Raw genomic sequence first — 25,750 nt, forward strand, 5'->3', positions numbered from 1 at the left:
AAAAATATTGTTTAAGAACATTTATATGCCTTTTGGAAATATAAAATGCTGCGTGGCGTAGATGATCTAATGGAATAAACAAAGAAATTCTTATTCTTTTTGTATTTGATTTGAGCTGCCTAGACTGACGCCATTCGATTCAAGGAGGTGCCATCATGGGCAGCGAAGCAATCCGTTATCTGATTCTGCCGGGCTGGCAGGGCTCGCCCGAGGAACACTGGCAGAGCCACTGGCAGCGCAGCCTGCCGAACAGCACGCGGGTGGAGCAGGCCGACTGGCTCCATCCAGGGCGCGCCGACTGGGTGAGCGAACTGAACCGCGCCGTGGCCGCCGACCCGCGGCCTGCCATCCTGATCGCCCATAGCCTGGGCTGCGTCACCGTCGCCCACTGGGCGGCGCAGGCACCGATCGATCTGCTGCGTCGCGTACGCGGCGCCCTGCTGGTGGCGCCGGCCGATGTCGAGCGCCCGGGCTGCCCCGCAGCACTGCAGAACTTCGCACCGATGCCGCGCGATCTGCTGCCCTTTCCCAGCCTGCTGGTGGGCTCCGACAACGACGCGGCGGCCAGCGCCCTGCGTGCCCTGGAGCTGGCGCGTGCCTGGGGTAGCGAGGCGGCGATTCTGAGCGGGGTCGGGCATATCAACGTGAAGTCCGGGCACCGCCGTTGGGAGCAGGGCTTCGGCTATCTGTATCGCCTGCAGAGTCGCATCGAACAGCAGACGCGCCTGCGCGCCTGAACGTCCCCTCGGGGCGAACCCTTTCGGAGCGGGAACGGGCCAGGCAGCCGCCCGCTCTTTTTTACTCGACTACGGGCTGCGTCTACCGAGGCGCGGCCTTGGAGCTGCACGTCATGAGCTTTGCACCCGACTTCCCGGCGCCGCTGACCTTCGCCGATTCGGACAAGAGCCCGCTGAGCATCCGGGCCAAGGCGCTGGTGTTCGTCGACCCGTGTTCACGCCAGTTGCGCGAACGCGCCGAGGCGCTGGCGGGCAATGGTCAGCCGCTGCTGATCCTTGGCGAGACCGGCACCGGCAAGGAATTGCTGGCGCGCTACATCCACCGGCATAGCGAGCGCGGCGGCCTGTTCGTCGCACTGAGCTGCGCTGCGGTCAGCCCGCAATGGGGCGAGGCCGAGCTGTTCGGCCATGTCGGCGGCGCCCATGTCGGGGCCGCCAGCAGCCGCGCCGGCTGGTTCGGTTCGGCCAATGGCGGCACGCTGTACCTGGACGAAATCGCCGATCTTTCGCGCCCGTTGCAGAGCAAGCTGCTGGCCGCGCTGGAAACCCGCGAGGTGTATCGCGTCGGCGCCAGCCAGGCCCTGCCGGTGGATGTGCGCCTGGTGGCGGCGAGCAGCATCGATCTGGCCCGCGCGGTGGCCGCCGGCACCTTCGACGAGCGCCTGTACGCCTACCTGTGCGACGGTCAGCTGCTGTTCCCGGCGCTGCGCCAGCGGGTCGGCGACATCCTGCCGCTGGCTGAGTACTTCCTCGGCATCCACGCCTCGCGCCTGGGCCTGGCCATCCCGCCGATCAGCCCGGCGGCGCAGGCCGTGCTGGAGTCGCACCGCTGGCCGGGCAATACCCGCGAGCTGGAGAACGTCATCCACTTCGGCCTGCTATTGGCCGGCAACGGCGAAATCGGACCGGAGCATCTGGAGTTGCCTGGGAGCGTGTAATCGCCCCGGATTGCATCCGCTACGAACCTGCGGCATCTGCGTGTACTCGGCGCACCCTAAGGCGCCAGCACCGACACCGACTTGATCTGCGCCCACAGCGCCTGGCCGGCATGAATGTCCAGCTGATCGAAGGAATAGCGGGTGATCCGCGCCAGCAGGCGTTGCTCGCCCAGGCGCAAGGTCAGCAGCATCTGCGCATCGAGCGCCTGCCAGCTTTCCACCGTCGCCGGCAGCAGGTTGAGCAGGCTGCTGCCCTCGGCGCGTTGCAGGCTGAGGCTGACGTCGCGCGCCTTGATCTTCACCCGCACCGGATGGCCGTTGGGCAATACCGCGTGAGGCAGGCGCAGGCGCGCCTCGCTGCCGGGCAGGCGCAGTTCCAGCAGGTCATAGGCGGCAGCATGGCCGCAGACCTCGCCGTCGATCACCGCCTCGGCATCCTCATCGCTGGCGAAGGGCAGGTCGGCGCGCAGCAGGGTTTCCTTGAGCGGGCCGCTGGCGCGCACCTGGCCGTCGTCGAGCAGCACCAGGTGATCGGCCAGGCGCGCCACTTCGTCCGGGGCGTGGCTGACGTAAAGCACGGGAATGTCCAGCTCCTCGTGCAGCCGTTGCAGATAAGGCAGCACCTCCTGCTTGCGCTTGAGATCGAGCGAGGCCAGTGGTTCGTCCATCAGCAGCAGGCGCGGGCTGGTCACCAGGGCGCGGGCGATGCCGACGCGCTGCCGTTCGCCACCGGACAGCGCCGAGGGCATGCGCTCGAGCAGATGGCCGATGCCCAGCAGCTCCAGCGCCTGATCCAGCGCCACCCTGCGCTGCGCGGCCGGGATGCGCTTCTGCCCGTACTGCAGATTGCCGCGCACGCTCAGGTGCGGGAACAGGTTGGCGTCCTGGAACACGTAGCCGATGGCGCGCTGGTGCGCCGGCAGAAAGAAGCCGCGCCCGCTGTCCTGCCAGAGTTCGCCGGCCACCTGCAGGTAGCCCTGCTGAGGGCGCTCCAGCCCGGCGAAGCAGCGCAGACAACTGGTCTTGCCCGAGCCGGAATGACCGAACAGGGCGCTGACGCCCCGCGCCGGCAGGTCGAGATTCATATCCAGGCGAAACTCGGCGCGCTGCAGCACGAAGCGTGCGCGGATACGCCCGTCGTCACTGACGACAGGCGCCTTGGCCTTGCCGAATCCGAACATCACAGCGCCCTCACCCTGGTGCTGCGGCCGCCGTATAGCGCCAACAGGACGATGAAGGAGAACGCCACCATGCCGCCAGCCAGCCAGTGCGCCTGGGCGTAGTTCAGGGTCTCCACGTGGTTGTAGATCTGCACCGACACCACCTGGGTCTTGCCGGGGATATTTCCGCCGATCATCAGCACCACGCCGAACTCACCGACCGTATGGGCGAAGGCCAGGATCGCGGCGGTGACGAATCCCGGGCGGGCCAGCGGCAGCACCACGCTGAAGAACGTATCCCAAGGGTTGGCGCGCAGGGTCGCGGCGGCCTCAAGCGGGCCGCGGCCGATGGCCTCGAAGGCGTTCTGCAAGGGCTGCACGACGAAGGGCAGGGAGTAGAAGATCGAACCGATCACCAGGCCGGTGAAGCTGAAGGTGAAGGTGCCAAGGCCGAGACTCTGCGTCAGCTGACCGAAGAAACCGTTGGGGCCCATGCTCACCAGTAGGTAGAAGCCGATCACCGTCGGCGGCAGCACTAGCGGCAATGCGACGATGGCGCCGACCGGGCGCTTGAGCCAGGAGTCGGTGCGGGTCAGCCACAGCGCGATGGGCGTGCCAATGATCAGCAGCAGCACGGTGGTCAGCGAGGCCAGCTCCAGGGTCAGGAGAATGGCGTCGAGGTCGTTCTTGGACAGCGGCATGCAGGGATTCCGGAAGTGGCGAATGTAGCCCGGATGCAATCCGGGCTACGGCAGTTTATAGCCGAAGGATTCGATCACCCTGGCTGCTTCCGGGCCTTGCAGGTACTCGACCAGCGCCGCCGCGGCCGGGTTGCCCGCGCCGTGCTTGAGGATCACCGCATCCTGCCGGATCGGCTCGTACATGGCGTCCGGTACGATCCAGGCCGAGCCGCTGCTGAGCTTGCCGTCCTTGTACACCTGCGACAGCGCGACGAAGCCCAGCTCGGCATTGCCAGTGGAGACGAACTGGTGCGCCTGGGTGATGTTCTGGCCCTCGACCAGCTTGGCTTTCACCGCTTCGCTGAGGCCCAGCTTGTCCAGCACCTGCGTTGCGGCCAGGCCGTAGGGGGCGGCCTTCGGGTTGGCGATGGACAGGTGCCTGAACTGGCCGGCCTGCAGCGCCGCGTCCGTACCATCGAGGTAGCGGGCATCGGCCGACCACAGCACCAGGCTGCCGATGGCATAGGTAAAGCGCGAGCCCGGAGCGGTCGCCCCTTCACGCTCCAGCCTGGCCGGCGTGGTGTCGTCGGCGCTGAGCAGCACATCGAACGGCGCACCGTTGTTGATCTGTGCGTAGAACTGCCCGGTAGCGCCGAAGGAAGCCACCAGCTGGTGCCCGGTGGCTTTCTCGAATGCAGGCGCGATGGCCTGGACCGGCGCGGTGAAGTTGGCGGCTACCGCAACCTTGACTTCGCCAGCGAAGGCGCCGCTGGCGAACAGCAGACCAAGGGCGAGCAGGCTGCGCTTGAGAGGCTTGAGCATGTGGATTCCCTGTCGTTTTTAGGCGAGCACTCGGCCCGGGCAGCAGGCTGAATGCGGCAATCCTACCTCGTTATATTATTTTGTATATAGCGTTTGTCTGGCAGGGCGGGAGGGTATCCACGTGCGAGACTGAAAATGCGCAGGTTCGTGGGCTAGGTCAGGCTGAGGATTGCCTTGATGGAGAAGCCCGGCAACTTGGCACGTTGCTTCTCGGCTACGGGCGCGGTTCTTCCGTTGGAGTTTGCGCGAATGTCACGGCTCTTGCTTGCGCTCGCTCGCCGGCACGGGATGGCCGAACAGGAAACCCTGGAAGTGAGAGCAGCCCTGGGCCTTGAGTTGCTCGAGCTGCTCTTCGGTTTCCACGCCCTCGGCGGTGGTCTTGATCTGCAGGCTGCTGCTCATGCCGGTGATGGCGCGCACGATGGACATCGCTTCGGGGCTGTGGACCATGTCGTTGATGAACGATTTGTCGATCTTGATGCGGTCGAAGGCGAACGAGCGCAGGTAGCTCAGCGACGAATAGCCGGTGCCGAAGTCGTCCAGCGCGATGGTCACCCCCAGGGCCTTGAGGCGCTTGAGCGTTTCGATATTGCCTTCGCTGTTGTCGAGCAGCACGGACTCGGTGATCTCCAGTTCCAGGCGCTGCGGCGCCAGGCCGGAATCCTGCAGTGCCAGCGCCACGATGTGCACCAGCTCAGCGTTTCTGAATTGCGCGGGTGACAGGTTGACTGCCACCGTCTGCTCGGTGCCCCAGCTGGCCGCTTCCTGGCAGGCCAGGTTGAGCGCGCGTGCGCCTATCTCGTTGATCAGCCCGGTTTCCTCGGCCAGTGGAATGAAGTCCATGGGCATCACCAGGCCGTTGAGTGGATGGTGCCAGCGCATCAGCGCCTCATAGCCGGAGATGTGTTCGCTCTGCTGGTCGATGATCGGCTGATAATGCAGCTGCAGCTGACCCAGATGCAGGGCCGTGCGCAAGTCCGTTTCCATGGTGCGCCGACGCCGTGCGGCGGCGTCCAGTTCCGGATGAAAGTATTCGAAGCGATTGCGCCCGTTGCGCTTGGCTTCATACAGTGCCATGTCGGCATAGCGCAGCAGCTGGTCTGCGCTGTCATGGTCGTGCGGCGCGATGGCTACGCCGATGCTCAGGCCGACGGTGAAACTGTGATCGTCGATGAGAAAGGCCGGCGCCACCACATCGATCAGGCGCTGGGCGGTGCGATGGGCATCTTCGGCGTGCTCCAGATGGCGCAGGACCACGGCAAATTCGTCGCCGCCGAGCCGGGCCAGGGTGTCTTGATCGCGCAGGGTGCCCTTGAGCCGCGCCGCCAGCGAACGCAGCAGGCGATCGCCGAAGGCATGGCCGAGGGCGTCGTTGATGTTCTTGAAATTGTCCAGGTCCAGACACAGCACGCCGACCAGTGATCGCCCGACGCTGCTTTCGGCGAGCGCCTCGTGCAGGCGCTCGGCGAACAGGGTGCGGTTGGCCAGCCCGGTCAGCGCATCGTGATGCGCCATGTGGTGGATCTGGGCATGCGCGGCCAGCTCGTCGGTAACATCTTCCGCGATCATCAGCACATAGCCGCTCTGGTCTGCTTCGCTCTCGCTGACTACCACACGGGTACGCAGCGTACGTGCCCCTGAGGGTGTTTGCAGACATTCTTCGGTCGGCTGGGCGCTGTCGCTGCGTGCGCCCTGATCGGCCTGCATCTCGATATAGCGGGCTATGTCCGGCGCCAGGCAGACACGAGGATGCTGGCCGATCATCGTCTGAGCATCGCAGCCGAACAGGCGTTCAGCCTGCGGATTGGCCAGCAGGATCTCCCCGCTGTGGAGATTGCGGACGATCAGGCTGGCAGGGATATTGCCGATCACCGAATCGAGGAAACGCGACAACTTGCGCATTTCCTCGCTGTAGCTTTCTGCCAGCTCCTTGGCCTTGAGCAACTCCTGCTCGTGGCGGCGGCGTTCGGTGATGTCGCGGGTGATCTTGGCGAAGCCGATCAACCGGCCATCCTCGTCGCGCACCGCATCGATGATCACATGCGCCCAGAATGACGAGCCATCCTTGCGTCGCCGCCAGCCGGTGGCTTCGAAACGACCGGTTTCGCGCGCCTGCTCCAGGCCCCTTTGCGGCACACCGGCCTTGCGCTCCTCCTCGCTGTAGAACACCGAAAAATGCTGGCCGACGATTTCCGAGGCCTGGTAGCCCTTGGCACGTTGCGCGCCGGCATTCCAGTTGGTGACCACGCCCTCCGGGCTGAGCAGGTAGATGGCGTAATCCACCACGCTCTGTACCAGCAGGCGATACATCGTGTCGGAATTGAGATCGATAGGCGGCATTGCAACGGTACCTGCGTGAAGAATAGCGACGCAGGTTCGGGCCTGCGTATCTGCCGTCCTGGCTGGACGCAGCCCGGGGTTTGCACAGTAGATCGTTCAGAAGCGGGCTGCTGGAAAGTTTGCCCGCATGGACGGTGTTTTGCCAGCCAGGCGCAGGCACCGAGGCTTCTGGTGCGTGGCCTGGCGGTGTGCCGGTCAGCGCGCCTTGTGCTTGCCCGCCGACAGGCGCGAGACGCCCAGCAGCACCAGTGCCAGCCCGCCGATCTGGTACAGGGTGATGGCTTCGCCGAGCAACGCCCAGGCGGCGAACAGGGTCAGCACCGGGCCCAGGTTGCCGAATAGCGCGGCGTGACTGGCGCCCATGCGCTGCACGGCCAGTGCCATCCAGTAGATCGGCAGCACCGTTGACAGCAGCGCCATCAGCGAGCCGTGCAGCCATACCGCCGCCGGCAGGTTGAGCAAATGCGCGGGGTCGCGGGTTAGGCCGTAATGCACCAGCACCATGATCGCCGAGGCGCCGCCGGCCAGCCCCGCGAGGCGCATCGAGCCGACCCGGCGAATCACCACGCCGGTACCCAGGTAATACAGGGCGTAGGTCACCGCGCTGGCGAACACCCAGGCCGCACCCAGCAGGATCTGCTCGCTGTCGCCCTCGACGCGAATGTCATGCACCAGGGCGATGCCCAGGCCCAGGTAGCACAGTCCCATGGCCAGGAAGGTACGCGGCCCTGGTCGCTCACCTATCGCCAGCATCTGCAACAGCACCACCAGCGTCGGGTAGGTGAACAGGATCAGCCGCTCCAGTCCGGCGCTGATGTACTGCAGGCCATAGAAATCGAACAGGCTCGACAGGTAGTAACCGAACATCCCCAGCAACAGAACGTGCGCCCAGTCCTTCGCCGACAAGCGCGTTTGCGTGGTGCCCCGGCTCAGCCACAGCAGCCAGGCGAACAGCGGCAGCGCCAGGCCCATGCGCAGACTCAGCACCGTGACGGCATCCACCGGCGCCGCGGCGTATGCGAGTTTGACGAACACGGCTTTCAGGCTGAAGCCGGTGGCAGAGAGCACGGCGAACAGCACGCCGCTGTCCAGGCTGCGACGGTACGAGGCGGTCAGTGCGTTCATGATCAAGGCTGCGCTAGGGATCGAGCTGTTATTCTGCGTGGAAAGCCACCCGGCAAGAATCGCAATTTCACGAAGACAGCTTTCTGATCTGGAGAAGGCTCATGCATTTCGATCTGCCCGACCTGCGCCTGATCGCGGCGATTGCCGCCACCGGCAGCCTGAGCAAGGCGGCGGCCACCTTTCCTGTCGCCGTGTCGGCGGCCAGCACCCGCCTGCGCCTGTTCGAGGAGCGCTGCGGCTTGACGCTGTTCCTGCGTAGCAGCGATGGCATGAGCCTGACCCCTGCCGGGCGGCTGGTGCTTGAGGCCTGCCAGGGCGTGCTGAAGGAGGCCCGCCAGCTCAGCGATACCCTGCAGGAGCTCAAGGGCGAGCGGCGCATCACGCTACGCCTGGCGGCTTCCACCGTGGCCAACAGTACCTTTCTGCCTGCGGCGCTCGGGCCGTTTCTGGCCGATTACCCGGAGGTGGATCTGCAGCTGGCCGAGTACAACAGCAAGGATGTGCTGCATGCGATCAGGGATGGCGGCATCGATATCGGCGTGTACGACGGCAACCTGCCCACCGATGGCCTGCTGTCACTGCCGTTTCGCAACGACCGCCTGGTGCTGCTGGTGCCCCAGGGGCACGCGCTGATCGGGCAGCGTCCGGCGTCACTGCGCAGCGCGCTGAACTTCCCCTTCGTCTGCCTGCCGGCCGAGCGCGCGATGCAGCGCTTCATCGAATATATGGCGGTGCGCAACGCCTTACCGCTCAAGGTGCGCGTGCGCGCGCCGAGCTTCGATGCCATCGCCCAACTGGTGGCGCAGGGCGTCGGCGTGGCGATGTTGCCCGAGGTGGCCGCGACCCGTTTCGCCCAGGAGCTGCCGGTGGCGGTGGTGATGCTGGAGGATGTCTGGGCCACCCGTGAGCTGCGTCTGTGCGTGCGCAACTGGGAGGCGCTGTCATCTCATGCGCGGCAACTGGTCAGTTATCTCTCGCCCGAGCGACCATCCACCGACAGCCTGCGCTTTTGATTCGGTAGGAGCGGCTTCAGCCGCGATAGAACGATCGCCGCTAAAGCGCCTCCCACGGCTTGACCAACTGCGCTCCGGCGTTGACGCATGTGATGTGGGAGGGGCTTCAGCCGCGACAATCGCCGCTCAAGAACCGCCCACCGCGCATCACTTGAAGAACTGGCTGGGCGTCAGGCCGAACTGCTTCTTGAACATGGTGGTGAAGGCGCTGGGGCTGTCGTAACCCAGCTCGCCGGCGATGTCGATGATCTTCTCGCCCAGGGCGATGCGCTCCAGCGCCAGCAGCAGGCGCGCCTGCTGGCGCCACTGGCCGAAGGTCATGCCGGTGCCCTTCTGGAACAGGCGCTGGATGGTTTTCTCGTCCAGGCCCAGGCGGGCGCTCCAGTTGGCCAGGGTGGAGGCGTCGCCGGGGTTGTCCTGCAGCGTTGAACAGATCGGCTGGATGCGCGGGTCGGCCGGCTGCGGCAGATGCAGCGGCAGGGTCGGCAGGATGCGCAGCTCATCGAGGATCAGGCGCATTACCCGCGCTTCGCGCGAGTCATCGACGTAGGGCTGGGTGATGTCCACGGCGGCGCGGATCAGTTCGCTCAGCAGCGGCGAGATGGCCACGGCGCGGCACTCGTCGGGCATGTCCGGCAGGCTGTCGGGGCGCACGAACATGCTGCGCATCTTCACGCTGCCGACGCAGCGGATCGCATGCACCTGGCCGCACGGCATCCAGATGCCCCGGCTGGGCGGCACCGTCCACTGGTTCATCGCCGAGGTCACCACCATTACCCCGGAGATGGCGTAGATCAACTGATGCTTGTTGCGGTGCGAGTGCGGCTCGATGACGGCGTTGAGCGGGTAATCGGTGGCGCTGCTGCTGACCAGCCAGGGCGCGGCATCGATCTCGGCCAGCCGCTTATCAGGGAGACGCATGCTTTGTGCCTTTTTTGCGAAGGTGGCTGCCTTTTCTTCGTGAGACAGGCGACAGGGCGGAGCCTAGCATAGCGCCGTTCCTCAACTGGTTCGGAAGTTTCAAACATGTCCAGCAGCCCCGCCGCTACCTCCCTGGCCGGCGCCTCGCCCGTCAGCCAGGCCAATACCTTGGTGATGCGCGTGATCGGCGCCTGCGCCCTGGCGCACCTGATCAACGACCTGATCCAGGCGGTTTTGCCCGCCATCTACCCGATGCTCAAGCTCAACTATGGCCTGAGCTTCGCCCAGATCGGCCTGATCACCCTGACCTTCCAGCTAACCGCCTCGCTGCTGCAGCCCTGGGTGGGCTATCACACCGACCGCCATCCCAAGCCCTGGCTGCTGCCGGCCGGCTCGCTGTGCACCCTGGTCGGCATCCTCATGCTGGCTTTCGTTGGCAGCTTCCCGGCTATCCTCCTGGCTTCGGCGTTGGTGGGCATCGGCTCCTCGACCTTCCACCCCGAGGCGTCGCGCATCGCTCGCCTGGCCTCGGGCGGACGCTACGGCCTGGCACAGTCCACCTTCCAGGTCGGCGGCAATGCCGGCACCGCCTTCGGCCCGCTGCTGGCGGCGGCGATCATCATTCCCTACGGCCAGGGCAACGTCGCCTGGTTCGGCCTGTTCGCGGCCTTCGCCATCGTCGTGCTGTACGGCCTGAGCCGCTGGTATCGCCACCACCTGACGCTGTTCAAGCTCAAGCAGGGCAGCGCGGCTACCCACGGCCTGTCGGCCGGGCGGGTGAAGTTCGCCCTGCTGACCCTGGCGTTGCTGGTGTTCTCCAAATACTTCTACATGGCCAGTTTCACCAGCTACTTCACCTTCTTCCTGATCGAGAAGTTCGACCTGTCGGTGGCCAGCTCGCAGCTCTATCTGTTTCTCTTCCTCGGCGCGGTGGCCGCCGGCACCTTCTTCGGCGGGCCGATCGGCGATCGCATCGGGCGCAAGCAGGTGATCTGGTTCTCCATCCTCGGCGTGGCGCCGTTCTCCCTGCTGCTGCCGCACGTCGACCTGTTCTGGACGGGCGTGCTGAGCATGCTGATCGGCTTCATCCTCGCCTCGGCGTTCTCCGCCATCGTGGTCTTCGCCCAGGAGCTGATGCCGGGCAACGTCGGCATGATCGCCGGACTGTTCTTCGGCCTGATGTTCGGCTTCGGTGGCATCGGCGGGGCGCTGCTGGGCTACCTGGCGGACATTCACGGCATCGAGGAGGTGTTCCTGATCTGCTCTTTCCTGCCCTTGCTGGGCATCCTGACCGCACTGTTGCCGTCGCTCAAGAAGCACTAATTAGCCGCAAGGAACAGGGACGAATGAAAGACGTTGATCGAATACTGCTTGGCCTGGGTGTACTGATACCGTTCTGGCTGTTCTTCGGGGTGCTGCTGACTGCCTTGGCATATCCCGGTTACAGCCACCTGGACCAGGCGATGAGCCAGCTGGGGGCGCAGGGGGCACCTACTCAGGGCTTCTCGGCCTGGCTCAACAATCTGCCGCTGGGCGTGTTTTTCGTGCTCTTTGCCGTTGGGGTCATGCGTCAGGTGCGCGGCTCGCGGCTGGCGCTGTTCAGTGCCGTGCTGATCCTCGTTCACGGGCTGGCCAGCTTCGCCACCGGCTACTTCGCCTGTGATCAGGGCTGCGCGCCGGCACAGCCATCCTTCTCGCAGCAGATGCACAACCTGGCCGGTCTGCTGATGTTCCTCTCGCTGACTCTGGCCAGCCTGCTTTGGGGGTTCCTGAGCAGTCGCCTGCTGGGTTCGCGCGTTTTCGGCCTGTTCTCCCTCGGTTGCACCGTGCTGGCCGTGGCCACCGTGGTGCTGATGGCCCGGGCGGTCGAGGCCGGGCAGTGGTTCGGCCTTTATCAGCGGATCAACTACGGCATTTCGGTGATCTGGGTCGCAGGCCTGGCGCTGATGCTGTGGCGAGGTCGTGCCACTTAGTCACTGCTTGAGGCGTTGCGCAGAACGCCCAGCGGGGCCGGTGCTACGAGGGCGATGCCGCTGCGTAGCAGATGCACCTGTCGGTCGGGCCGTGTTTATATCGGGCGCTTATCGAAGCCACCCGTAAGGAAGGACAGCCATGATCACCTGCTACCTGCGCTACATCGTCGACCCTTACAAGCTCAAGGAGTTCGAGCACTACGCCAAGCTGTGGATTCCGCTGGTAGAGCGCTTCGGGGGCACGCACCACGGTTATTTCCTGCCGTCCGAGGGCGCCAATGACGTGGCCCTGGCGCTGTTCAGCTTCCCCAGCCTGGCCGACTACGAGCGCTATCGTCAGGACTCCTTCGCCGACCCCGAGTGCCAGGCAGCCTTTCGCTATGCCGAACAGACGCGCTGCATCCTCAGCTATGAGCGCAGCTTCTTCCGTCCGGTATTCGCATAGGAAGAGACGGCGCTGCCCGGTCTCTTGGCAGCGCCTTCATCGCCGGCTTGAAAAACCTCAGCCGACTCGCCGCCACACGCTGGCCAGCCAGGGTTGCTGCTCGCGGGGCAGGCCGGCGGGGCGGTAGTAGTGTTCCAGTTCGACGAAGCCGGCTGCCGTGAGCCGGGCGCGCCAGCGTTCGAGGTCGTGGTAGCTGCCGTAGCGCGGGCCGTTCCAGCCTTCCTGGTTCTCGCCGCGTGGGTTGGAGCTGAACAGCACTCCGCCCGGTTTGAGCGCGGCATGCAACTGACCGAGTACGCGCGGCAGCTCCTGATCCGGTACATGGAACAGGCTGGCGTTGGCGAAGATGCCGTCGAAATGAGCGGCCGGCAGGTCCAGTTCGAGAAAGCTCTGCTGCCACACCTCGCAGCCACTGTCGGCACGCGCCATGGCCACGAATTCGGCGCAGCCATCGACGCCGATGGCCTCGTGGCCAAGGCCGCTGAAAGTGCGCAGATCACGCCCCGGGCCGCAGCCGAAGTCGAGGATGCGCCAGGGCTTTTCTCCCTCGATATGACGCAGCAGGGCAGCGATGTTCTGGCTCACGTCGTGGTCGCGCGTGCCCTCGCGAAAATCCTCGGCGCTGCTCTGGTAATGGGCCAGTGTGAGGGTACTGATCTGCGCAAGTTCGTCGGGGCTCAGGGGCATGGCGATGTTCCGGCAAAAGGCGACATTAAACCCGCTGGCGGGGGCCGCTGGCCAGCGAGGCGGGTGATGCCACATGGCCGCCAGTGAACCACCGCTGCGCTGTGACAGTCCGATTTCCCGAGGGGTGTAGGCCGGCTGGCTGCAGCCGGGCGCCCACAATCAGGAGATGATGCGATGGTTACGCACTACAAGGTCTCTGGCCACCTCGCCTGTGGCTCTCATGGTGAAAAGCTGGCCTCTACCACCGAACTGGCCAAGGTCAAATGCCGCAACTGCCGCAAGACCGAAGTCTTCACCGAAGCGCGTCGTAACGCCCGCAATGCCGCCCGACGCGCCGCGCGCCGGCAGAAGGTGGCCCGCGCCGCCAATGACTGGCGCACTTCCTGGGAGGCGCGTCTGGCTGCCTTGCCAGGCCCGCAGCGCCTGCCCCGTGGTTTCGGCGACCAGTCATTCGTCTAGCCTGGATAGTTGCGGGAGGGATGACCTCCTGCATCTGCCCGCGCCGCCAATACCTGTAGGAGCCGCACCCTGCGGCAAAAGGAGCAGGCGACTCGATGTTGCGATGTGCCTGCATACACCTTCGCGCCGGGGGCGGCGCTCCTACAGCAGTAGATTGCGCTCGATGGCTCTGACGATACCTGTAGGAGCCGCGCCCCGCGGCGAATAGGGCAGGCGCCTCGACGCCGCGGCGCGCCTGTATCCCCTTCGCGCCGGGTCGGCGCTCCTACCGTCACCGAAATGCATGCGTCAGGTGCACATGCTGGGATACGGCGTGCGTCAGATCGCAATAAACGCAACAGCCTGTTCCCGCATTTGCTCCCGGGCGAAGCTTTACCTTAAATTGCCCGGCTAACCTCGACCGGCTCTCGCCAGTCATGCCTTGAGTCCTCGCCGTGTCCGCTGCTGTTCCCGCTTCCGTCTATCGCCTTCCCGGTTTCCTGCCGTTTCTCATCGCCCGCATCGTGGTGGTCTTCGCGGTGCAGATTCAGGCCGTGGTAGTGGCCTGGCAGGTCTACGACCTGACTCGCGATCCGCTGTCGTTGGCTTATGTCGGCCTGGCCCAGTTCATCCCCATGCTGCTGTTGCTGATGCCGGCGGGGGACCTGATCGACCGCTTTGATCGCAAACTGATCCTGATGCTGAGCTGGCTGGTTGAGGGGGTATGTGCGGCGGCGCTGCTCTGGTTGTCGCTGAGCGAGGCGGCGGTCAGTTGGTACTACGCGGTGCTGGTGCTGTACGGCTGCGGCCGTGCCTTCACCGGGCCGGCGCTGTCGAGCCTGTTGCCGCAGATCGTGCCGCGCGAGCGCCTGGCTGCGGCCATCGCCGCCAACAGCATGATCATGCGCGGCGCGACCATTTCCGGGCCGGTGATTGGCGGTGGCCTGTACGCCATCGGTGGCGGCGGGCTGACCTACTCGGTGTGCCTCGCCTGCTTCCTCGCCGGCTGCGTACTGCTGCAGCGGGTTCCGGTGCTGTATGCGGAGAAGATGCAGGCGCTGGAGTCCACCGCCTGGGCGCGCTTCACGGCGGGTATCCACTTCATCCGCACGCGGCCGATCATCCTCGGCACCATCTCGCTGGATCTGTTCGCCGTACTGCTCGGCGGCGTGGTGGCCTTGCTGCCGATCTACGCCCAGGAAGTGCTGGAAGTCGGCCCGACCGGCCTCGGCCTGCTGCGCAGCGCCATGGCCATCGGCGAGGTGTCCGTCGGCCTGTACCTGAGCATGAAACCGTTCAACCGCCATGTCGGCCTGGTGATGTTCGGCGCCGTGGCGCTGTTCGGCCTGGCCAACCTGGTGTTCGCCCTGTCCAGTCTGTTCTGGCTGTCGTTCGCGGCGTTGGTGGTAGCTGGCGGCGCGGATATGGTGAGCATGTATATCCGCTCAACCCTGGTGCAGTTCTCCACCCCGGACGCCATGCGCGGCCGGGTCAATGCGGTGAACATGCTGTTCATCGGCTCTTCCAACGAACTGGGCGAATTCCGCGCCGGCACCAGCGCCGCCTGGTTCGGCGTGGTGCCGGCGGCGCTGATCGGCTGCGCCTGCACCCTGACGGTGACCGGCGGCTGGATGCTCGGCTTCAAGAGCCTGCGCAAGGTGGATCGCTTCGAGGATGCTTCGCCAAGCAAGCTAGGCTGACGTAGCCGGATGCAATCCGGGGGCGTGATTCCGGCAATGTCCCTGAGAGTGCGGACATGCGCAGATCAACGATCGCATGGCTAGAGCAACGCGAAACTCATCGCCGCCATTGCCCCGGGTATCGCTTTGCTCTACCCAGGCTACTTGCTGTTCCTATCCCAAGGCATGGTGGACAAGCTCCGCGTTGTCCACCCCACGCCACGATTCTCCGCAGGGTGGATGACGCTTTTTTCATCCACCGTTGGGCGGGGGCGTCCGGGCTACTTGCTATCCCATCCACCACGAGCTGTCCACGCTTCGTGGGCAAGATGCCATGTGGCTGGTTTGCCGTTGGGCTTGAATTCAAGCCTTCCCGCGGCCACCCACAATTTCTGTGAACACCACTGTGGATAACCTTTGCAAAAGCCCTCCACACCTAGCATTCAAGCGGACCTCGGTGGGTCGTTCAGTTTTTGCCCAATGACACTCTCCTGGCGTTATCGCCAGGCGGAATATCACTTTTAATCAATCACTTGGCTCGGGTTCTCCACAGCAGCGCAGGGCGAAGACGCGTTACTGGGTGTCGTGCACAGAATCTGGGGAAAGCGTTGTGGATAAGTTATGGGAAAACTCGCCCAGGCCAGGTGGGGCAAGGGCTGCGCGGCGATGGTGATTTTTCGTGCGCTGTCGCGCGGCGGTCATGTTCTGCAGCTATAGTGGCCGGTCGATTTTTTCCACCGATGGAGCCCTTCGATGTCCGAGTCCGCTGCGCGTCCCGCTCCGGTCAGTTTGCTGCAGGCTTTCTGGTTCTGGCTGAAGCTGGGGCTGATCAGTTTCGGTGGGCCGGCGGGGCAGATTTCGATCATGCATCAGGAGTTGGTGGAGAAGCGTCGCTGGTTGTCCGAGCGGCGCTTTCTGCACGCGCTGAACTACTGCATGTTGCTGCCCGGGCCGGAGGCGCAGCAGTTGGCCACCTATATCGGTTGGCTGATGCACCGCACCTGGGGCGGGGTGATCGCCGGGGCGCTGTTCGTGTTGCCGTCGCTGCTGATTCTGATCGCGCTGTCCTGGGTCTATCTGGCGTTCGGCGATGTACCGCTGGTGGCCGGGATCTTCTACGGCATCAAGCCGGCGGTGACGGCCATCGTGGTGCAGGCGGCCTGGCGCATTGGCGGGCGGGTGTTGAAGAACGCCTGGCTGTGGGCCATTGCCGCGGCGGCTTTCGTCGCCATTTTCGCGCTGCAGCTGCCGTTCCCGCTGATCGTGCTGGGCGCGGCGCTGGTGGGTTATATCGGTGGACGGCTGGCGCCGCAGCACTTCGCGGTCGGTGGTGGGCATGGCGAAAAGGGCGGGGCGCATGCGCCAGCGATGATCGATGACGACACGCGTCTGGCGCACACACATTTTCGTTCCAGCCGCCTAGCGCTGATCCTGCTGGTCGGCGCAGCGCTCTGGCTGCTGCCGATGGGCCTGCTGACCCTGACGTTCGGCTGGGACGGCACGTTGACGCAGATGGGTTGGTTCTTCACCAAGGCGGCGCTGCTGACCTTCGGCGGTGCCTATGCGGTACTGCCCTATGTCTATCAGGGCGCGGTGGGCCACTACGGCTGGCTGACGCCGACGCAGATGATCGATGGTCTGGCCCTGGGTGAGACCACGCCGGGGCCGCTGATCATGGTGGTGGCCTTCGTCGCCTTCGTCGGCGCCTATGGGCAGCCGGTGTTCGGTGGCGACTCGGCCTTCGCCAGTGGGGCATTGGCGGCCTGCCTGGTCACCTGGTTCACCTTCCTGCCGTCGTTTTTGTTCATCCTCGCCGGCGGGCCGTTGGTGGAATCGACCCATGGCGAGCTGAAGTTCACCGCGCCGCTGACCGGCATCACCGCCGCTGTGGTGGGGGTGATCCTCAATCTGGCGCTGTTCTTTGGTTATCACGTGCTCTGGCCGCAGGGCTTTGCCGGCACCTTCGATTGGGTGTCGGCGTTGATCGCCTTGGGCGCGGCGCTGGCCCTGTTCGCTTTCAAACGCGGGGTGATCGAGACCATTGCTGGTTGCGCTGTGGTCGGGCTGGCGGTGCATGTGCTGGTTTGATGGGTGGGTTTGGTATCGCTTGGTGGGTTACGCGGAGCGTTGCGCGCGGGAGTATCTGTCGGGGTAGTGTTCTGCGCCGCTAACCACCCTACGGGTGCCACGTCCATGCAGCGTAGCGGCCCTGTCGCCGCTGAAGCGCCTCCCACGGGCTGATTCCACCACATCAATACGATTTCTTTACGCCCCGGTGGCGGGGCGCCAATCGAATCTTTACGGCCAGCCTTTCGACAATGCTCGCGAGCGGATTCCCCGCATCGTGGAGCTTTGTAGATGAACGCAATCGATGGTGTGTCGCTGATCCTGGTGGTCGGCCTCTTCGCCTATCTGCTGTCGGCCCTGCTGACCGCAGGGCGTGGTTGAGGAGGCGGCCATGCACGACTACGACTGGCTGCTGCTGGCGGCCTTTTCCCTGCTGGTGTTGGCACCGGCACCCTTTCTCGGGCGCTACTTCTATCGCGTGATGGAGGGCCAGCGCACCTGGCTCAGCCCGGTACTGCTGCCGCTGGAGCGCCTGTGCTACCGCGTGGCCGGCGTCGACCCTGAGCGAGAGCAAAGCTGGCGCGGCTACGCCCTGGCGTTGCTGGTCTTCAGCCTGGTCTGCCTGCTGGCGCTGATGAGCATTCTGCTGCTGCAGGGCGCCTTGCCGCTCAACCCGCAGCAGGTGGCGGGGATGAGCCTGCCCCTGGCGTTCAATACGGCGGTGAGCTTCGTCACCAACACCAACTGGCAGGCGTACAGCGGCGAGGCGCAGCTCAGCTACTTCAGCCAGATGCTCGGCCTTGGCGTGCAGAACTTCGTCAGCCCGGCGGTGGGCCTGGCGGTGCTGGTGGTGCTGTGCCGGGGTTTGGCGCGGCAGTCCAGCGACCGCCTGGGCAACTTCTGGGTCGATATCACTCGCGCCGTGCTCTACGGCCTGTTGCCGCTGTGCCTGGTGCTGGCCGTGCTGCTGGTGTGGCAGGGCGTGCCGCAGAACTTCAGCGACTATGTGTCCGCCACCACCTTGCAGGGCAACGAGCAGAGCCTGCCGATGGGGCCGGCGGCCAGCCAGATTGCGATCAAGCAACTGGGCACCAATGGCGGCGGCTTCTTCGGCGTCAACTCGGCGCATCCGTTCGAGAACCCCACGGCGCTGAGCAACCTGCTGGAGCTGGCATCTATTCTGATGATCCCGGCGGCGCTGGTGTTCACCTTCGGCCATTACGTGCGTGACCTGCGTCAGAGCCGGGCGATCCTGGCCAGCATGCTGCTGCTGTTCGTCATCGGCCTGGGCGTGTGCGCCTGGGCGGAGCTGCAGCCGAACCCGGCGCTGGCCGGGCTGCCCATCGAGCAGGTGGGCTCGCTGGAGGGCAAGGAGGCGCGCTTCGGCAGCTTCGCCTCGGCGCTCTGGGCGACTACCACCACGGCGGCATCCAACGGCTCGGTGAATGCCATGCACGACAGCTTCAGCGCCCTTGGCGGGCTGGTGCCGCTGGTCAACATGCTGCTCGGCGAGATCGTCTTCGGCGGCGTTGGCGCCGGCCTCTACGGCATGTTGCTGTTCGTGCTGATCGCGGTATTCCTCGCCGGCCTGATGATCGGCCGCACCCCGGCCTATCTGGGCAAGAAGCTGGAAGCCCGCGAAGTGCGCCTGATGGTCGCCACGCTGCTGGTGATGCCGGTCGGCGTGCTGGTGTTCGGCGCTCTGGCGGTGAGTATCGCGGGCCCGGCGGCCTCCATCGGCAATCCTGGCCCGCACGGTTTCAGCCAGGCGCTGTACGCCTACGGCTCGGCCACCGGCAACAACGGCTCGGCCTTCGCCGGCTTCGGCGCCGACACGCCCTACCACGACCTGATGCTCGGCCTGGCGATGCTGCTCGGGCGCTTCGGCTACATCCTGCCGGTGCTGGCGATTGCCGGCAGCCTAGCGGCCAAGCGCGCCGCGCCGCAGGGGCAGAACAGCTTTCCCACCCATGGGCCGCTGTTCGTCGTGCTGCTGACCCTGACCATCCTCCTGGTGGGTGGCCTGACCTTCATGCCGGCGCTGGCCCTGGGCCCGCTGGCCGAACACCTGGCGTTCTGAAGGAGAGACCGTGATGAATGCCCCCGTAACGGCGCAACGCAGCGCCCAATCGTCCAGCAGCCAGCCGCAGACCGGCCTCGGCGCGCTGTGGCGCCCGGCCCTCAAACAGGCCTTCGTCAAGCTCGACCCGCGCCAGCTGGTGCGCTCGCCAGTGATGCTGGTGGTGGAGCTGACAGCGCTGGTCACCAGCGTGCTGTGCTTTGTCCCCAACCCTGCGGTAAGCACTGCCTTAGGCGTGCAGATCGCCCTGTGGCTGTGGTTCACCGTGCTCTTCGCCAACTTCGCCGAGGCCCTGGCCGAGGGTCGTGGCAAGGCCCGTGCCGACAGCCTCAAGTCCGGCAGCCAGGGCCTGATGGCGCGCAAGCAGGTCGGCGCGCAGTTCCAGCCCGTACCGGCCAGCAGCCTGCGCAAGGGCGACGTGGTGCGAGTCGAGGCCGGTGAGCTGATCCCCGGCGACGGCGAGGTGATCGAAGGGGTGGCGGCGGTCAACGAGGCGGCAATTACCGGCGAGTCCGCGCCAGTGATCCGCGAGTCCGGCGGCGACCGCTCGGCGGTCACCGGCAACACCCGGCTGGTGTCGGACTGGCTGCTGGTGCGGATCAGCGCCAACCCCGGCGAGTCCACCCTCGACCGCATGATCGCCCTGGTCGAAGGCGCGCGCCGGCAGAAGACGCCCAACGAAGTGGCGCTGGATATCCTGCTGATCGGCCTGACCCTGATCTTCCTGCTGGTGGTGGCCACGCTGCAGCCGTTCGCCCGCTTCGCCGGTGGCGACCTGCCGCTGATCTACCTGGCGGCGCTGCTGGTGACGCTGATCCCCACCACCATCGGTGGCCTGCTCTCGGCCATCGGCATCGCCGGCATGGATCGCCTGGTGCGCCTCAACGTCATCGCCAAGTCCGGCCGCGCCGTGGAGGCCGCCGGCGACGTGCACACCCTGCTGCTGGACAAGACCGGCACCATCACCTTCGGCAACCGTCGCTGCAGCGCCATGGTCAAGGCGCCGGGCGTCACCACGCTGGAGCTGGCCGAGGCGGCGCTGCTGGCTTCGCAGGGTGACGACACGCCGGAGGGCAAGTCCATCGTCGAATACCTGGCGGCGCTGCACCCGATGGAGGTGCCCGAGCGCAGCAGCATGAACCTGATCGCCTTCAGCGCCGAGACGCGCCTGTCCGGCGCTGATGTTGGTGGCGTGGCCTACCGCAAGGGCGCGGTGGATGCCGTGCTGGCCTACCTCGGTCTGGGCCGAACTGATCTGCCGGCGCCGCTGGCGCGCGAGGTGGAGAAGATCGCCCAGAGCGGCGGAACGCCGCTGCTGGTGGCCGGGGACGGGCGTCTGCTCGGTGCCATCCACCTCAAGGACGTGGTCAAGCCGGGCATCCGCGAGCGCTTCGCCGAGCTGCGCGCCATGGGCATCCGCACCGTGATGGTAACCGGCGACAACCCGCTGACCGCCGCCGCCATCGCCGCCGAGGCCGGTGTCGACGACGTGATCGCCGAGGCCACGCCGGAGAAGAAGCTCTCGCGCATCCGCGCCGAGCAGGCCGAAGGCAAGCTGGTGGCCATGTGCGGCGATGGCGCCAACGACGCCCCGGCACTGGCCCAGGCCGACGTCGGGCTGGCCATGAACGACGGCACCCAGGCCGCGCGCGAGGCCGCCAACCTGGTGGATCTGGACAGCGACCCGACCAAGCTGATCGACGTGGTGCAGGTGGGCAAGGAATTGCTGGTGACCCGTGGCGCGCTGACCACCTTCTCGGTGGCCAACGACGTGGCCAAGTACTTCGCCATCCTCCCGGCGCTGTTCGCCGGCATCTACCCGCAGCTTGGCACGCTCAACCTGATGCAGTTGCACAGCCCGCAGAGCGCGATCCTTTCGGCCATCGTGTTCAACGCCCTGATCATCGTCGCGCTGATCCCCCTGGCGCTGCGCGGCGTGCGCATCCAGGCGCTGGACGCCGGCCAGTTGCTGCGGCGCAACCTGCTGATCTACGGCCTCGGCGGACTGCTCGCGCCCTTCGTCGGCATCAAGCTGCTCGACCTGCTGCTGGTGGGGTTGGGCTGGGTGTGACCGCGTTGTTCGACCGTTCTGTAGGAGCGGATTTATCCGCGATATGGCTGGCACGCAGGCAAGGCCATCGCGAATGAATTCGCTCCTACAAGAGCCGGATGCCCGGCCGTTATCCGCGAAATAAGCGACGTAGCCCGGATGCAATCCGGGACCACACGAATCAGGAGACTCATCATGCTCGAACATATTCGCCCCGCCATCACCACCTTGGCTTTCATGACCCTGTTGGTCGGGGTCGCCTATCCCTTGAGCGTCACCGGCGTGGCGCACCTGGCCTTCCCCGATCAGGCAGCCGGCAGCCTGGTGCGTGATGATTCCGGCCAGGTACGCGGCAGCCGCCTGATCGCCCAGGCCTTCGACGGCGATCAGTGGTTCCAGCCGCGCCCCTCGGCCGGCGATTACGCCACCGTGGCCAGCGCCGCCAGCAACCTGGCGCCGAGCAACCCCGAGCTGCGCGAGCGCATCGAGCAGGCCAGCGTCGGCCTGAGCGGCCAGGCGCCGCTGCCGATGCAACTGGCGACCACCTCGGGCAGCGGCCTCGACCCGCACCTGTCGCCCGAGGCGGCGGCCTGGCAGGCGCCCCGTATCGCCCGGGCCCGTGGCCTGGCGGAGGTGGAGCTGCTGCGCCTGATCGAAGCGCACACCGAGCGCCCGCTGTTCGGCCCGGCGGTGGTCAATGTACTGGCTCTGAACCTGGCGCTGGCCGACAATCCCTCCACTTCCACCCAGTGACGAGTGCTCGATGAACGACAGCCTGCGCGCCGAAGCGCTGCTCGCCGACCTGCCCCGCGAAGGGCGCGGGCGGCTCAAGGTGTTTCTCGGCGCGGCGCCGGGCGTGGGCAAGACCTACGCCATGCTGCAGGCCGCCCATGCGCAACTGCGCCAGGGCGTGGCGCTGCGCGCCGGGGTGGTGGAAAGCCACGGCCGCAGCGAAACCGAGGCGCTGCTGCTGGGCCTGCCGCAACAGCCGCCGCTGCGCCTGCCCTATCGCGGCCTGGAGCTGAGCGAGATGGATCTCGACGGCCTGCTGGCCGACCCGCCCAAGCTGGCGCTGGTGGACGAGCTGGCGCACAGCAACGCCCCCGGCAGCCGCCACGCCAAGCGCTGGCAGGACGTGCAGGAACTGCTCGCCGCCGGTATCGACGTCTACACCACGGTCAACGTGCAGCACCTGGAAAGCCTCAACGACCGCATCCGCGACATCACCGGCGTGCTGGTGCGCGAAACGGTGCCGGACTGGGTGCTGCGGGAGGCCGACGAGATCCAGCTGGTCGACCTGCCGCCGCGCGAACTGCTCGAACGCCTGCGCGACGGCAAGGTGTACATGCCCGAGCAGGCGCGGGCGGCCATCGACGCCTTTTTCTCGCCGACCAACCTCACCGCGCTGCGCGAGTTGGCCATGCAGACCGCCGCCGCGCGGGTCGACGCCGACCTCGACCAGCGCTATCGCCAGCTCGGCCAGGCCGCGCCCAGCGTACTCGGGCGCCTGCTGGTGGGGGTGGACGGCGATGCTGAGGCCGAGCGCCTGGTGCGCCACGCCTGCCGGGTCGCCGAGCGGCGTCATCTGCCCTGGTCGGTGGTACACGTGGACGGCCGCCGAGCCATGGACGAGGAACAGCGAGGCCGTCTGCAAGCCGCGCTACGCCTGGCCGAGCGCCTCGGTGGCGAGGTGGTGACGCTGCATGGCGACTCGGTGGCGCGCACGCTGCTCGACCACGCCCGCGAACGCCGCGCCAGCCTGATCCTGGCCGGCAGCAGCACACGGCGCCTGCGCCGGCGCTGGTTCGGCCGTGGCCTTGGCGAGCGCCTGCTGGCCGCTGGTGCCGGGCTGGAAGTGAGTGTGCTGGATGCGGCAGGTGATCAGCTCCCGGCAGGCCGACGCGCACGCCTCGCGCCGCGCTGGCGCAACTACCTGCTGGCCGCGCTGGCCGCCACCTGCGCCACGCTGATCTCCCTCGGCCTGGCGCGGGTGCTGGAGTTGCCCAACATCTCCCTGGTGTTCCTCGCCGCCGTGCTGCTGGTGGCGGTGCGCAGCAGCCTGGGTCCGGCGCTGGCCTGCGCGGGGCTGTCGTTCCTGGCTTACAACTTCCTGTTCATCCCCCCGACCCTGACCATGCGCATCCAGCGTCAGGAGGATGTGCTGACCCTGCTGTTCTTCCTGCTCATGGCCGGGCTGACCGGCAACCTGGCCAGCCGCCAGCGCCGCCAGGTGCAGGCGTTGCGCCAGGCGCAGGGCGAAACCACGGCGCTGCTGGAGCTGTCGCGCAAGCTTACCGTCGCCGCCGATCGCCAGGCCGTGCTGGCGGTGGCCGAGCAGCAACTGGGTGGCTGGCCGGACGTGCAGCTGACGCTGCTGTCGCGCAGCGCTGACGGGCAGTGGTGCCATGAGGGTGGCCTGCACGCCGAATTGCTTGATGCCGAACGCGCCGCTGCCGATTGGGCCTGGCAGCACGAGCAGGCGGCGGGCCTGGGTACCGATACCCTGCCCAGCAGCCGCTGGTGGTGGTGGCCATTGTGCGGGGAGGAGGGGCCGCTGCTGCTGATCGGTCTGCAGAGTGCGCAGGGCGCGCCGTTGGCCGATGAGCGGCGGCGCCTGATCGCTGCCCTTGGCCAACCCCTGGCACAGGCCCTGGCCCGCGCGCAACTGGCCGAGGAGCTGGAGGCGGCGCGCCTGCACGGGCAGACCGAGGAGCTGCGCAGCGCGCTGCTGGCTTCGGTGTCGCACGACCTGCGCACGCCGCTGACGGCCATGCGCGGTTCCATCGACAGCCTGCTGGCGCTGGGCGAGGCGATCCCCGAGGCGGATCGCCGTGAACTGCTGGAAGGCACCCGCGACGAGGCCGAGCGCCTCGACCGCTATATCCAGAACCTGCTCGACATGACCCGCCTCGGCCATGGCGGGCTCAAGCTGGCGCGCGACTGGGTGGCGCCCAGCGATATCGTCGCCAGCGCCCTGCAGCGCCTGCGCGCGGTGCTCGCGCCGCTGCAGGTCGAGTGCGTGCTGCCACCACAGCCGCCATTGCTGCACGTGCATGCGGCGCTGATCGAGCAGGCGCTGATCAACGTGCTGGAGAACGCCGCGCGCTTCTCGCCGCCCGGCGGGCGCCTGCGCGTGGCGCTGGAATACGATGAGCAGGAGCTGCGCTTCGTGGTCGCCGATCAGGGCCCTGGCATTCCCGAGGCGGAACGGGCGAAGATCTTCGACATGTTCTACACCGCAGCGCGGGGCGATCGCGGCGGCCAGGGCACCGGTCTGGGCCTGGCCATCTGCCAAGGCATGGTCGGCGCCCATGGTGGTCGCGTCACGGTCGGCGAGGGCCTCGATGGTCGTGGCGCCAGCCTGATCCTGCACCTGCCATTGACCGCGCAACCGCAAGCCGAGGACGACTGATGAGCCAGGGGCCGAGCATTCTGCTGATCGACGACGAAGCGCAGATTCGCAAGTTCCTGCGCATCGCCCTCAGCGCCCAGGGCTACCGGGTGCTGGAGGCGGCCAACGGCGAAGACGGCCTGGCCCAAGCGGCGCTGCACAGCCCCGATCTCGTCGTGCTCGACCTTGGCCTGCCCGATCTCGATGGCCAGCAGGTGCTGCGTGGCCTGCGCGAATGGAGCCAGGTGCCGGTGCTGGTGCTCTCGGTGCGTGCCAGCGAGGGCGAGAAGGTGCTGGCGCTGGACGGCGGCGCCAATGACTACGTGACCAAGCCGTTCGGCATCCAGGAATTCCTCGCCCGGGTGCGCGTGCTGCTGCGCCAGGGCCAGGGCCAGGGCCGCGAAGCGTTGCCGGCGAGCATCGCCTGTGGTGCGCTGAATATCGACCTGGCCTATCGCCGGGTCAGCCTCGACGGCGCCGAAATCGCCCTGACCCCCAAGGAATACGCGGTGCTGGCGCTGCTCGCCCAGCACCTCGGGCGGGTGGTGACCCAGCAGCAACTGTTGCGTGATGTCTGGGGGCCGAGCCATATCGGCGACAGCCACTACCTGCGTGTGGTGGTCGGCCATCTGCGGCAGAAACTCGGCGACGACCCGGCCGCACCACGCTACCTGATCACCGAGGCTGGTGTCGGCTATCGCCTGCGCGACTCTGCCTAAAGCTCCAGGGCCAGGCGCAAACGATCCCGATGCTGCAGGCCATTCTCGAACAATGGCTCGGGGTAGTGCCGCAGAAAGTAATCCGACTCCACCGCCACCACGCGAAAACCGGCGCGCTGGTAGAAAGTCAGCTGGTGGCCGAAGCTGCCGGTGCCCAGTTCCAGGCGCTTTGCGCCCAGTTGCCGGGCCTGGTCGATGGCGTGGTGCAGCAGCAGGGCGCCGATGCCCTGACCCTGGTGTTCAGGCGCCACGGCGATGTTCATCAGTTCCCAGGTATCGGCGCTCAGGGCCTTGATCACGTAGACGCCGACGACCACGTCGTTCAGGCGCGCGACCACGCAATGGCCGTCCGCCAGATAGCGGGCGATGAGGGCGATGCTGGGGTCGGCTTCAAGCAGCAGTGCCATGGGCGCCTGTTCGCCGGGAATCTCGTGCAAGGTTGGGGAGGTCATGACGGTCTTTCTTAAAAGATTATTTGGTTATAA

At 66.4% G+C, this 25,750-nt stretch carries 23 protein-coding genes; 15 read left to right on the forward strand and 8 right to left on the reverse strand.

Features of this window, described 5'->3' with window-relative positions; genetic code table 11:
• Positions 1 to 155: 155 nt before the first annotated feature.
• Positions 156 to 737, forward strand: coding sequence for an alpha/beta hydrolase (locus DXK50_RS14790; RefSeq protein ID WP_212630833.1), 582 nt, complete (start codon positions 156 to 158; stop codon positions 735 to 737).
• A 113-nt stretch (positions 738 to 850) separates the two neighbouring features.
• Positions 851 to 1,675, forward strand: a complete 825-nt coding sequence (locus tag DXK50_RS14795) for a sigma 54-interacting transcriptional regulator (protein WP_212630834.1) — start codon at positions 851 to 853, stop codon at positions 1,673 to 1,675.
• A gap of 56 nt (positions 1,676 to 1,731) precedes the next feature.
• On the opposite strand, the gene modC is transcribed toward DXK50_RS14795, so the two are convergent.
• From modC to DXK50_RS14820, 5 genes are all read right to left on the reverse strand, one after another.
• On the reverse strand, positions 1,732 to 2,856 hold the full coding sequence (modC, locus tag DXK50_RS14800; RefSeq protein ID WP_212630835.1) for a molybdenum ABC transporter ATP-binding protein: 1,125 nt from the start codon (positions 2,854 to 2,856) through the stop codon (positions 1,732 to 1,734).
• Entirely contained in the window at positions 2,856 to 3,536 is a 681-nt protein-coding gene (gene modB / locus DXK50_RS14805; RefSeq protein ID WP_161867873.1) for a molybdate ABC transporter permease subunit, read from the reverse strand. The genes modC and modB overlap by 1 nt, the downstream gene beginning before the upstream one ends.
• 45 nt (positions 3,537 to 3,581) lie before the next feature.
• Positions 3,582 to 4,337, reverse strand: a complete 756-nt coding sequence (gene modA, locus DXK50_RS14810) for a molybdate ABC transporter substrate-binding protein (protein ID WP_212630836.1) — start codon at positions 4,335 to 4,337, stop codon at positions 3,582 to 3,584.
• Positions 4,338 to 4,589: 252 nt separating this feature from the next.
• The gene (locus DXK50_RS14815; protein WP_249186879.1) at positions 4,590 to 6,677 is read right to left on the reverse strand and encodes a sensor domain-containing protein; all 2,088 of its coding nucleotides are present in this window, start codon (positions 6,675 to 6,677) and stop codon (positions 4,590 to 4,592) included.
• Positions 6,678 to 6,872: 195 nt separating this feature from the next.
• Complete coding sequence (locus DXK50_RS14820; RefSeq protein WP_212630837.1) at positions 6,873 to 7,802, reverse strand: DMT family transporter; 930 nt, start codon at positions 7,800 to 7,802, stop codon at positions 6,873 to 6,875.
• 101 nt (positions 7,803 to 7,903) lie between these two features.
• On the opposite strand from DXK50_RS14820, the gene DXK50_RS14825 reads away from it, so the two are divergent.
• Positions 7,904 to 8,815, forward strand: a complete 912-nt coding sequence (locus tag DXK50_RS14825; RefSeq protein ID WP_212630838.1) for a LysR family transcriptional regulator — start codon at positions 7,904 to 7,906, stop codon at positions 8,813 to 8,815.
• 147 nt (positions 8,816 to 8,962) lie between these two features.
• Here the strand turns inward: DXK50_RS14825 and DXK50_RS14830 are convergent, their stop codons facing one another.
• On the reverse strand, positions 8,963 to 9,736 hold the full coding sequence (locus DXK50_RS14830) for an AraC family transcriptional regulator (protein ID WP_161867877.1): 774 nt from the start codon (positions 9,734 to 9,736) through the stop codon (positions 8,963 to 8,965).
• Between the two features lie 105 nt (positions 9,737 to 9,841).
• On the opposite strand from DXK50_RS14830, the gene DXK50_RS14835 reads away from it, so the two are divergent.
• From DXK50_RS14835 to DXK50_RS14845, 3 genes are all read left to right on the forward strand, one after another.
• Positions 9,842 to 11,059 (forward strand): MFS transporter, encoded by a 1,218-nt coding sequence (locus tag DXK50_RS14835; RefSeq protein WP_212630839.1) that lies wholly within the window; start codon positions 9,842 to 9,844, stop codon positions 11,057 to 11,059.
• Between the two features lie 23 nt (positions 11,060 to 11,082).
• Complete coding sequence (locus tag DXK50_RS14840; RefSeq protein WP_212630840.1) at positions 11,083 to 11,709, forward strand: DUF998 domain-containing protein; 627 nt, start codon at positions 11,083 to 11,085, stop codon at positions 11,707 to 11,709.
• Between the two features lie 139 nt (positions 11,710 to 11,848).
• The gene (locus tag DXK50_RS14845; RefSeq protein WP_212630841.1) at positions 11,849 to 12,154 is read left to right on the forward strand and encodes an NIPSNAP family protein; all 306 of its coding nucleotides are present in this window, start codon (positions 11,849 to 11,851) and stop codon (positions 12,152 to 12,154) included.
• A 57-nt stretch (positions 12,155 to 12,211) separates the two neighbouring features.
• Here the strand turns inward: DXK50_RS14845 and DXK50_RS14850 are convergent, their stop codons facing one another.
• The gene (locus DXK50_RS14850) at positions 12,212 to 12,841 is read right to left on the reverse strand and encodes a class I SAM-dependent methyltransferase (protein ID WP_212630842.1); all 630 of its coding nucleotides are present in this window, start codon (positions 12,839 to 12,841) and stop codon (positions 12,212 to 12,214) included.
• A 174-nt stretch (positions 12,842 to 13,015) separates the two neighbouring features.
• On the opposite strand from DXK50_RS14850, the gene DXK50_RS14855 reads away from it, so the two are divergent.
• The 9 genes from DXK50_RS14855 (at position 13,016) to DXK50_RS14895 (ending at position 25,265) form a co-directional block, all read left to right on the forward strand.
• Positions 13,016 to 13,300 (forward strand): hypothetical protein, encoded by a 285-nt coding sequence (locus tag DXK50_RS14855; protein WP_212630843.1) that lies wholly within the window; start codon positions 13,016 to 13,018, stop codon positions 13,298 to 13,300.
• 434 nt (positions 13,301 to 13,734) lie between these two features.
• Positions 13,735 to 14,979 (forward strand): MFS transporter, encoded by a 1,245-nt coding sequence (locus DXK50_RS14860; RefSeq protein WP_212630844.1) that lies wholly within the window; start codon positions 13,735 to 13,737, stop codon positions 14,977 to 14,979.
• A gap of 732 nt (positions 14,980 to 15,711) precedes the next feature.
• Positions 15,712 to 17,046, forward strand: coding sequence for a chromate efflux transporter (chrA, locus tag DXK50_RS14865; RefSeq protein WP_212630845.1), 1,335 nt, complete (start codon positions 15,712 to 15,714; stop codon positions 17,044 to 17,046).
• Between the two features lie 270 nt (positions 17,047 to 17,316).
• Positions 17,317 to 17,406, forward strand: coding sequence for a hypothetical protein (locus tag DXK50_RS14870; protein ID WP_021490657.1), 90 nt, complete (start codon positions 17,317 to 17,319; stop codon positions 17,404 to 17,406).
• A gap of 10 nt (positions 17,407 to 17,416) precedes the next feature.
• Positions 17,417 to 19,105, forward strand: a complete 1,689-nt coding sequence (gene kdpA, locus DXK50_RS14875) for a potassium-transporting ATPase subunit KdpA (RefSeq protein WP_212630846.1) — start codon at positions 17,417 to 17,419, stop codon at positions 19,103 to 19,105.
• Between the two features lie 13 nt (positions 19,106 to 19,118).
• Positions 19,119 to 21,176, forward strand: a complete 2,058-nt coding sequence (gene kdpB / locus DXK50_RS14880; RefSeq protein ID WP_212630847.1) for a potassium-transporting ATPase subunit KdpB — start codon at positions 19,119 to 19,121, stop codon at positions 21,174 to 21,176.
• Between the two features lie 174 nt (positions 21,177 to 21,350).
• Positions 21,351 to 21,908, forward strand: a complete 558-nt coding sequence (kdpC, locus tag DXK50_RS14885; RefSeq protein WP_212630848.1) for a potassium-transporting ATPase subunit KdpC — start codon at positions 21,351 to 21,353, stop codon at positions 21,906 to 21,908.
• A gap of 10 nt (positions 21,909 to 21,918) precedes the next feature.
• Positions 21,919 to 24,567: a sensor histidine kinase gene (locus tag DXK50_RS14890; RefSeq protein WP_212630849.1), complete on the forward strand. Its 2,649-nt coding sequence runs from the start codon at positions 21,919 to 21,921 to the stop codon at positions 24,565 to 24,567.
• Positions 24,567 to 25,265: a response regulator gene (locus DXK50_RS14895; RefSeq protein ID WP_212630850.1), complete on the forward strand. Its 699-nt coding sequence runs from the start codon at positions 24,567 to 24,569 to the stop codon at positions 25,263 to 25,265. The genes DXK50_RS14890 and DXK50_RS14895 overlap by 1 nt, the downstream gene beginning before the upstream one ends.
• Here DXK50_RS14895 and DXK50_RS14900 read toward each other — a convergent pair.
• On the reverse strand, positions 25,262 to 25,717 hold the full coding sequence (locus DXK50_RS14900) for a GNAT family N-acetyltransferase (protein WP_212630851.1): 456 nt from the start codon (positions 25,715 to 25,717) through the stop codon (positions 25,262 to 25,264). The genes DXK50_RS14895 and DXK50_RS14900 overlap by 4 nt on opposite strands.
• Positions 25,718 to 25,750 lie beyond the last annotated feature (33 nt).

The organism is Pseudomonas sp. KB-10, assembly GCF_018221585.1.
Taxonomy (GTDB): Bacteria; Pseudomonadota; Gammaproteobacteria; order Pseudomonadales; family Pseudomonadaceae; genus Aquipseudomonas; species Aquipseudomonas yangonensis.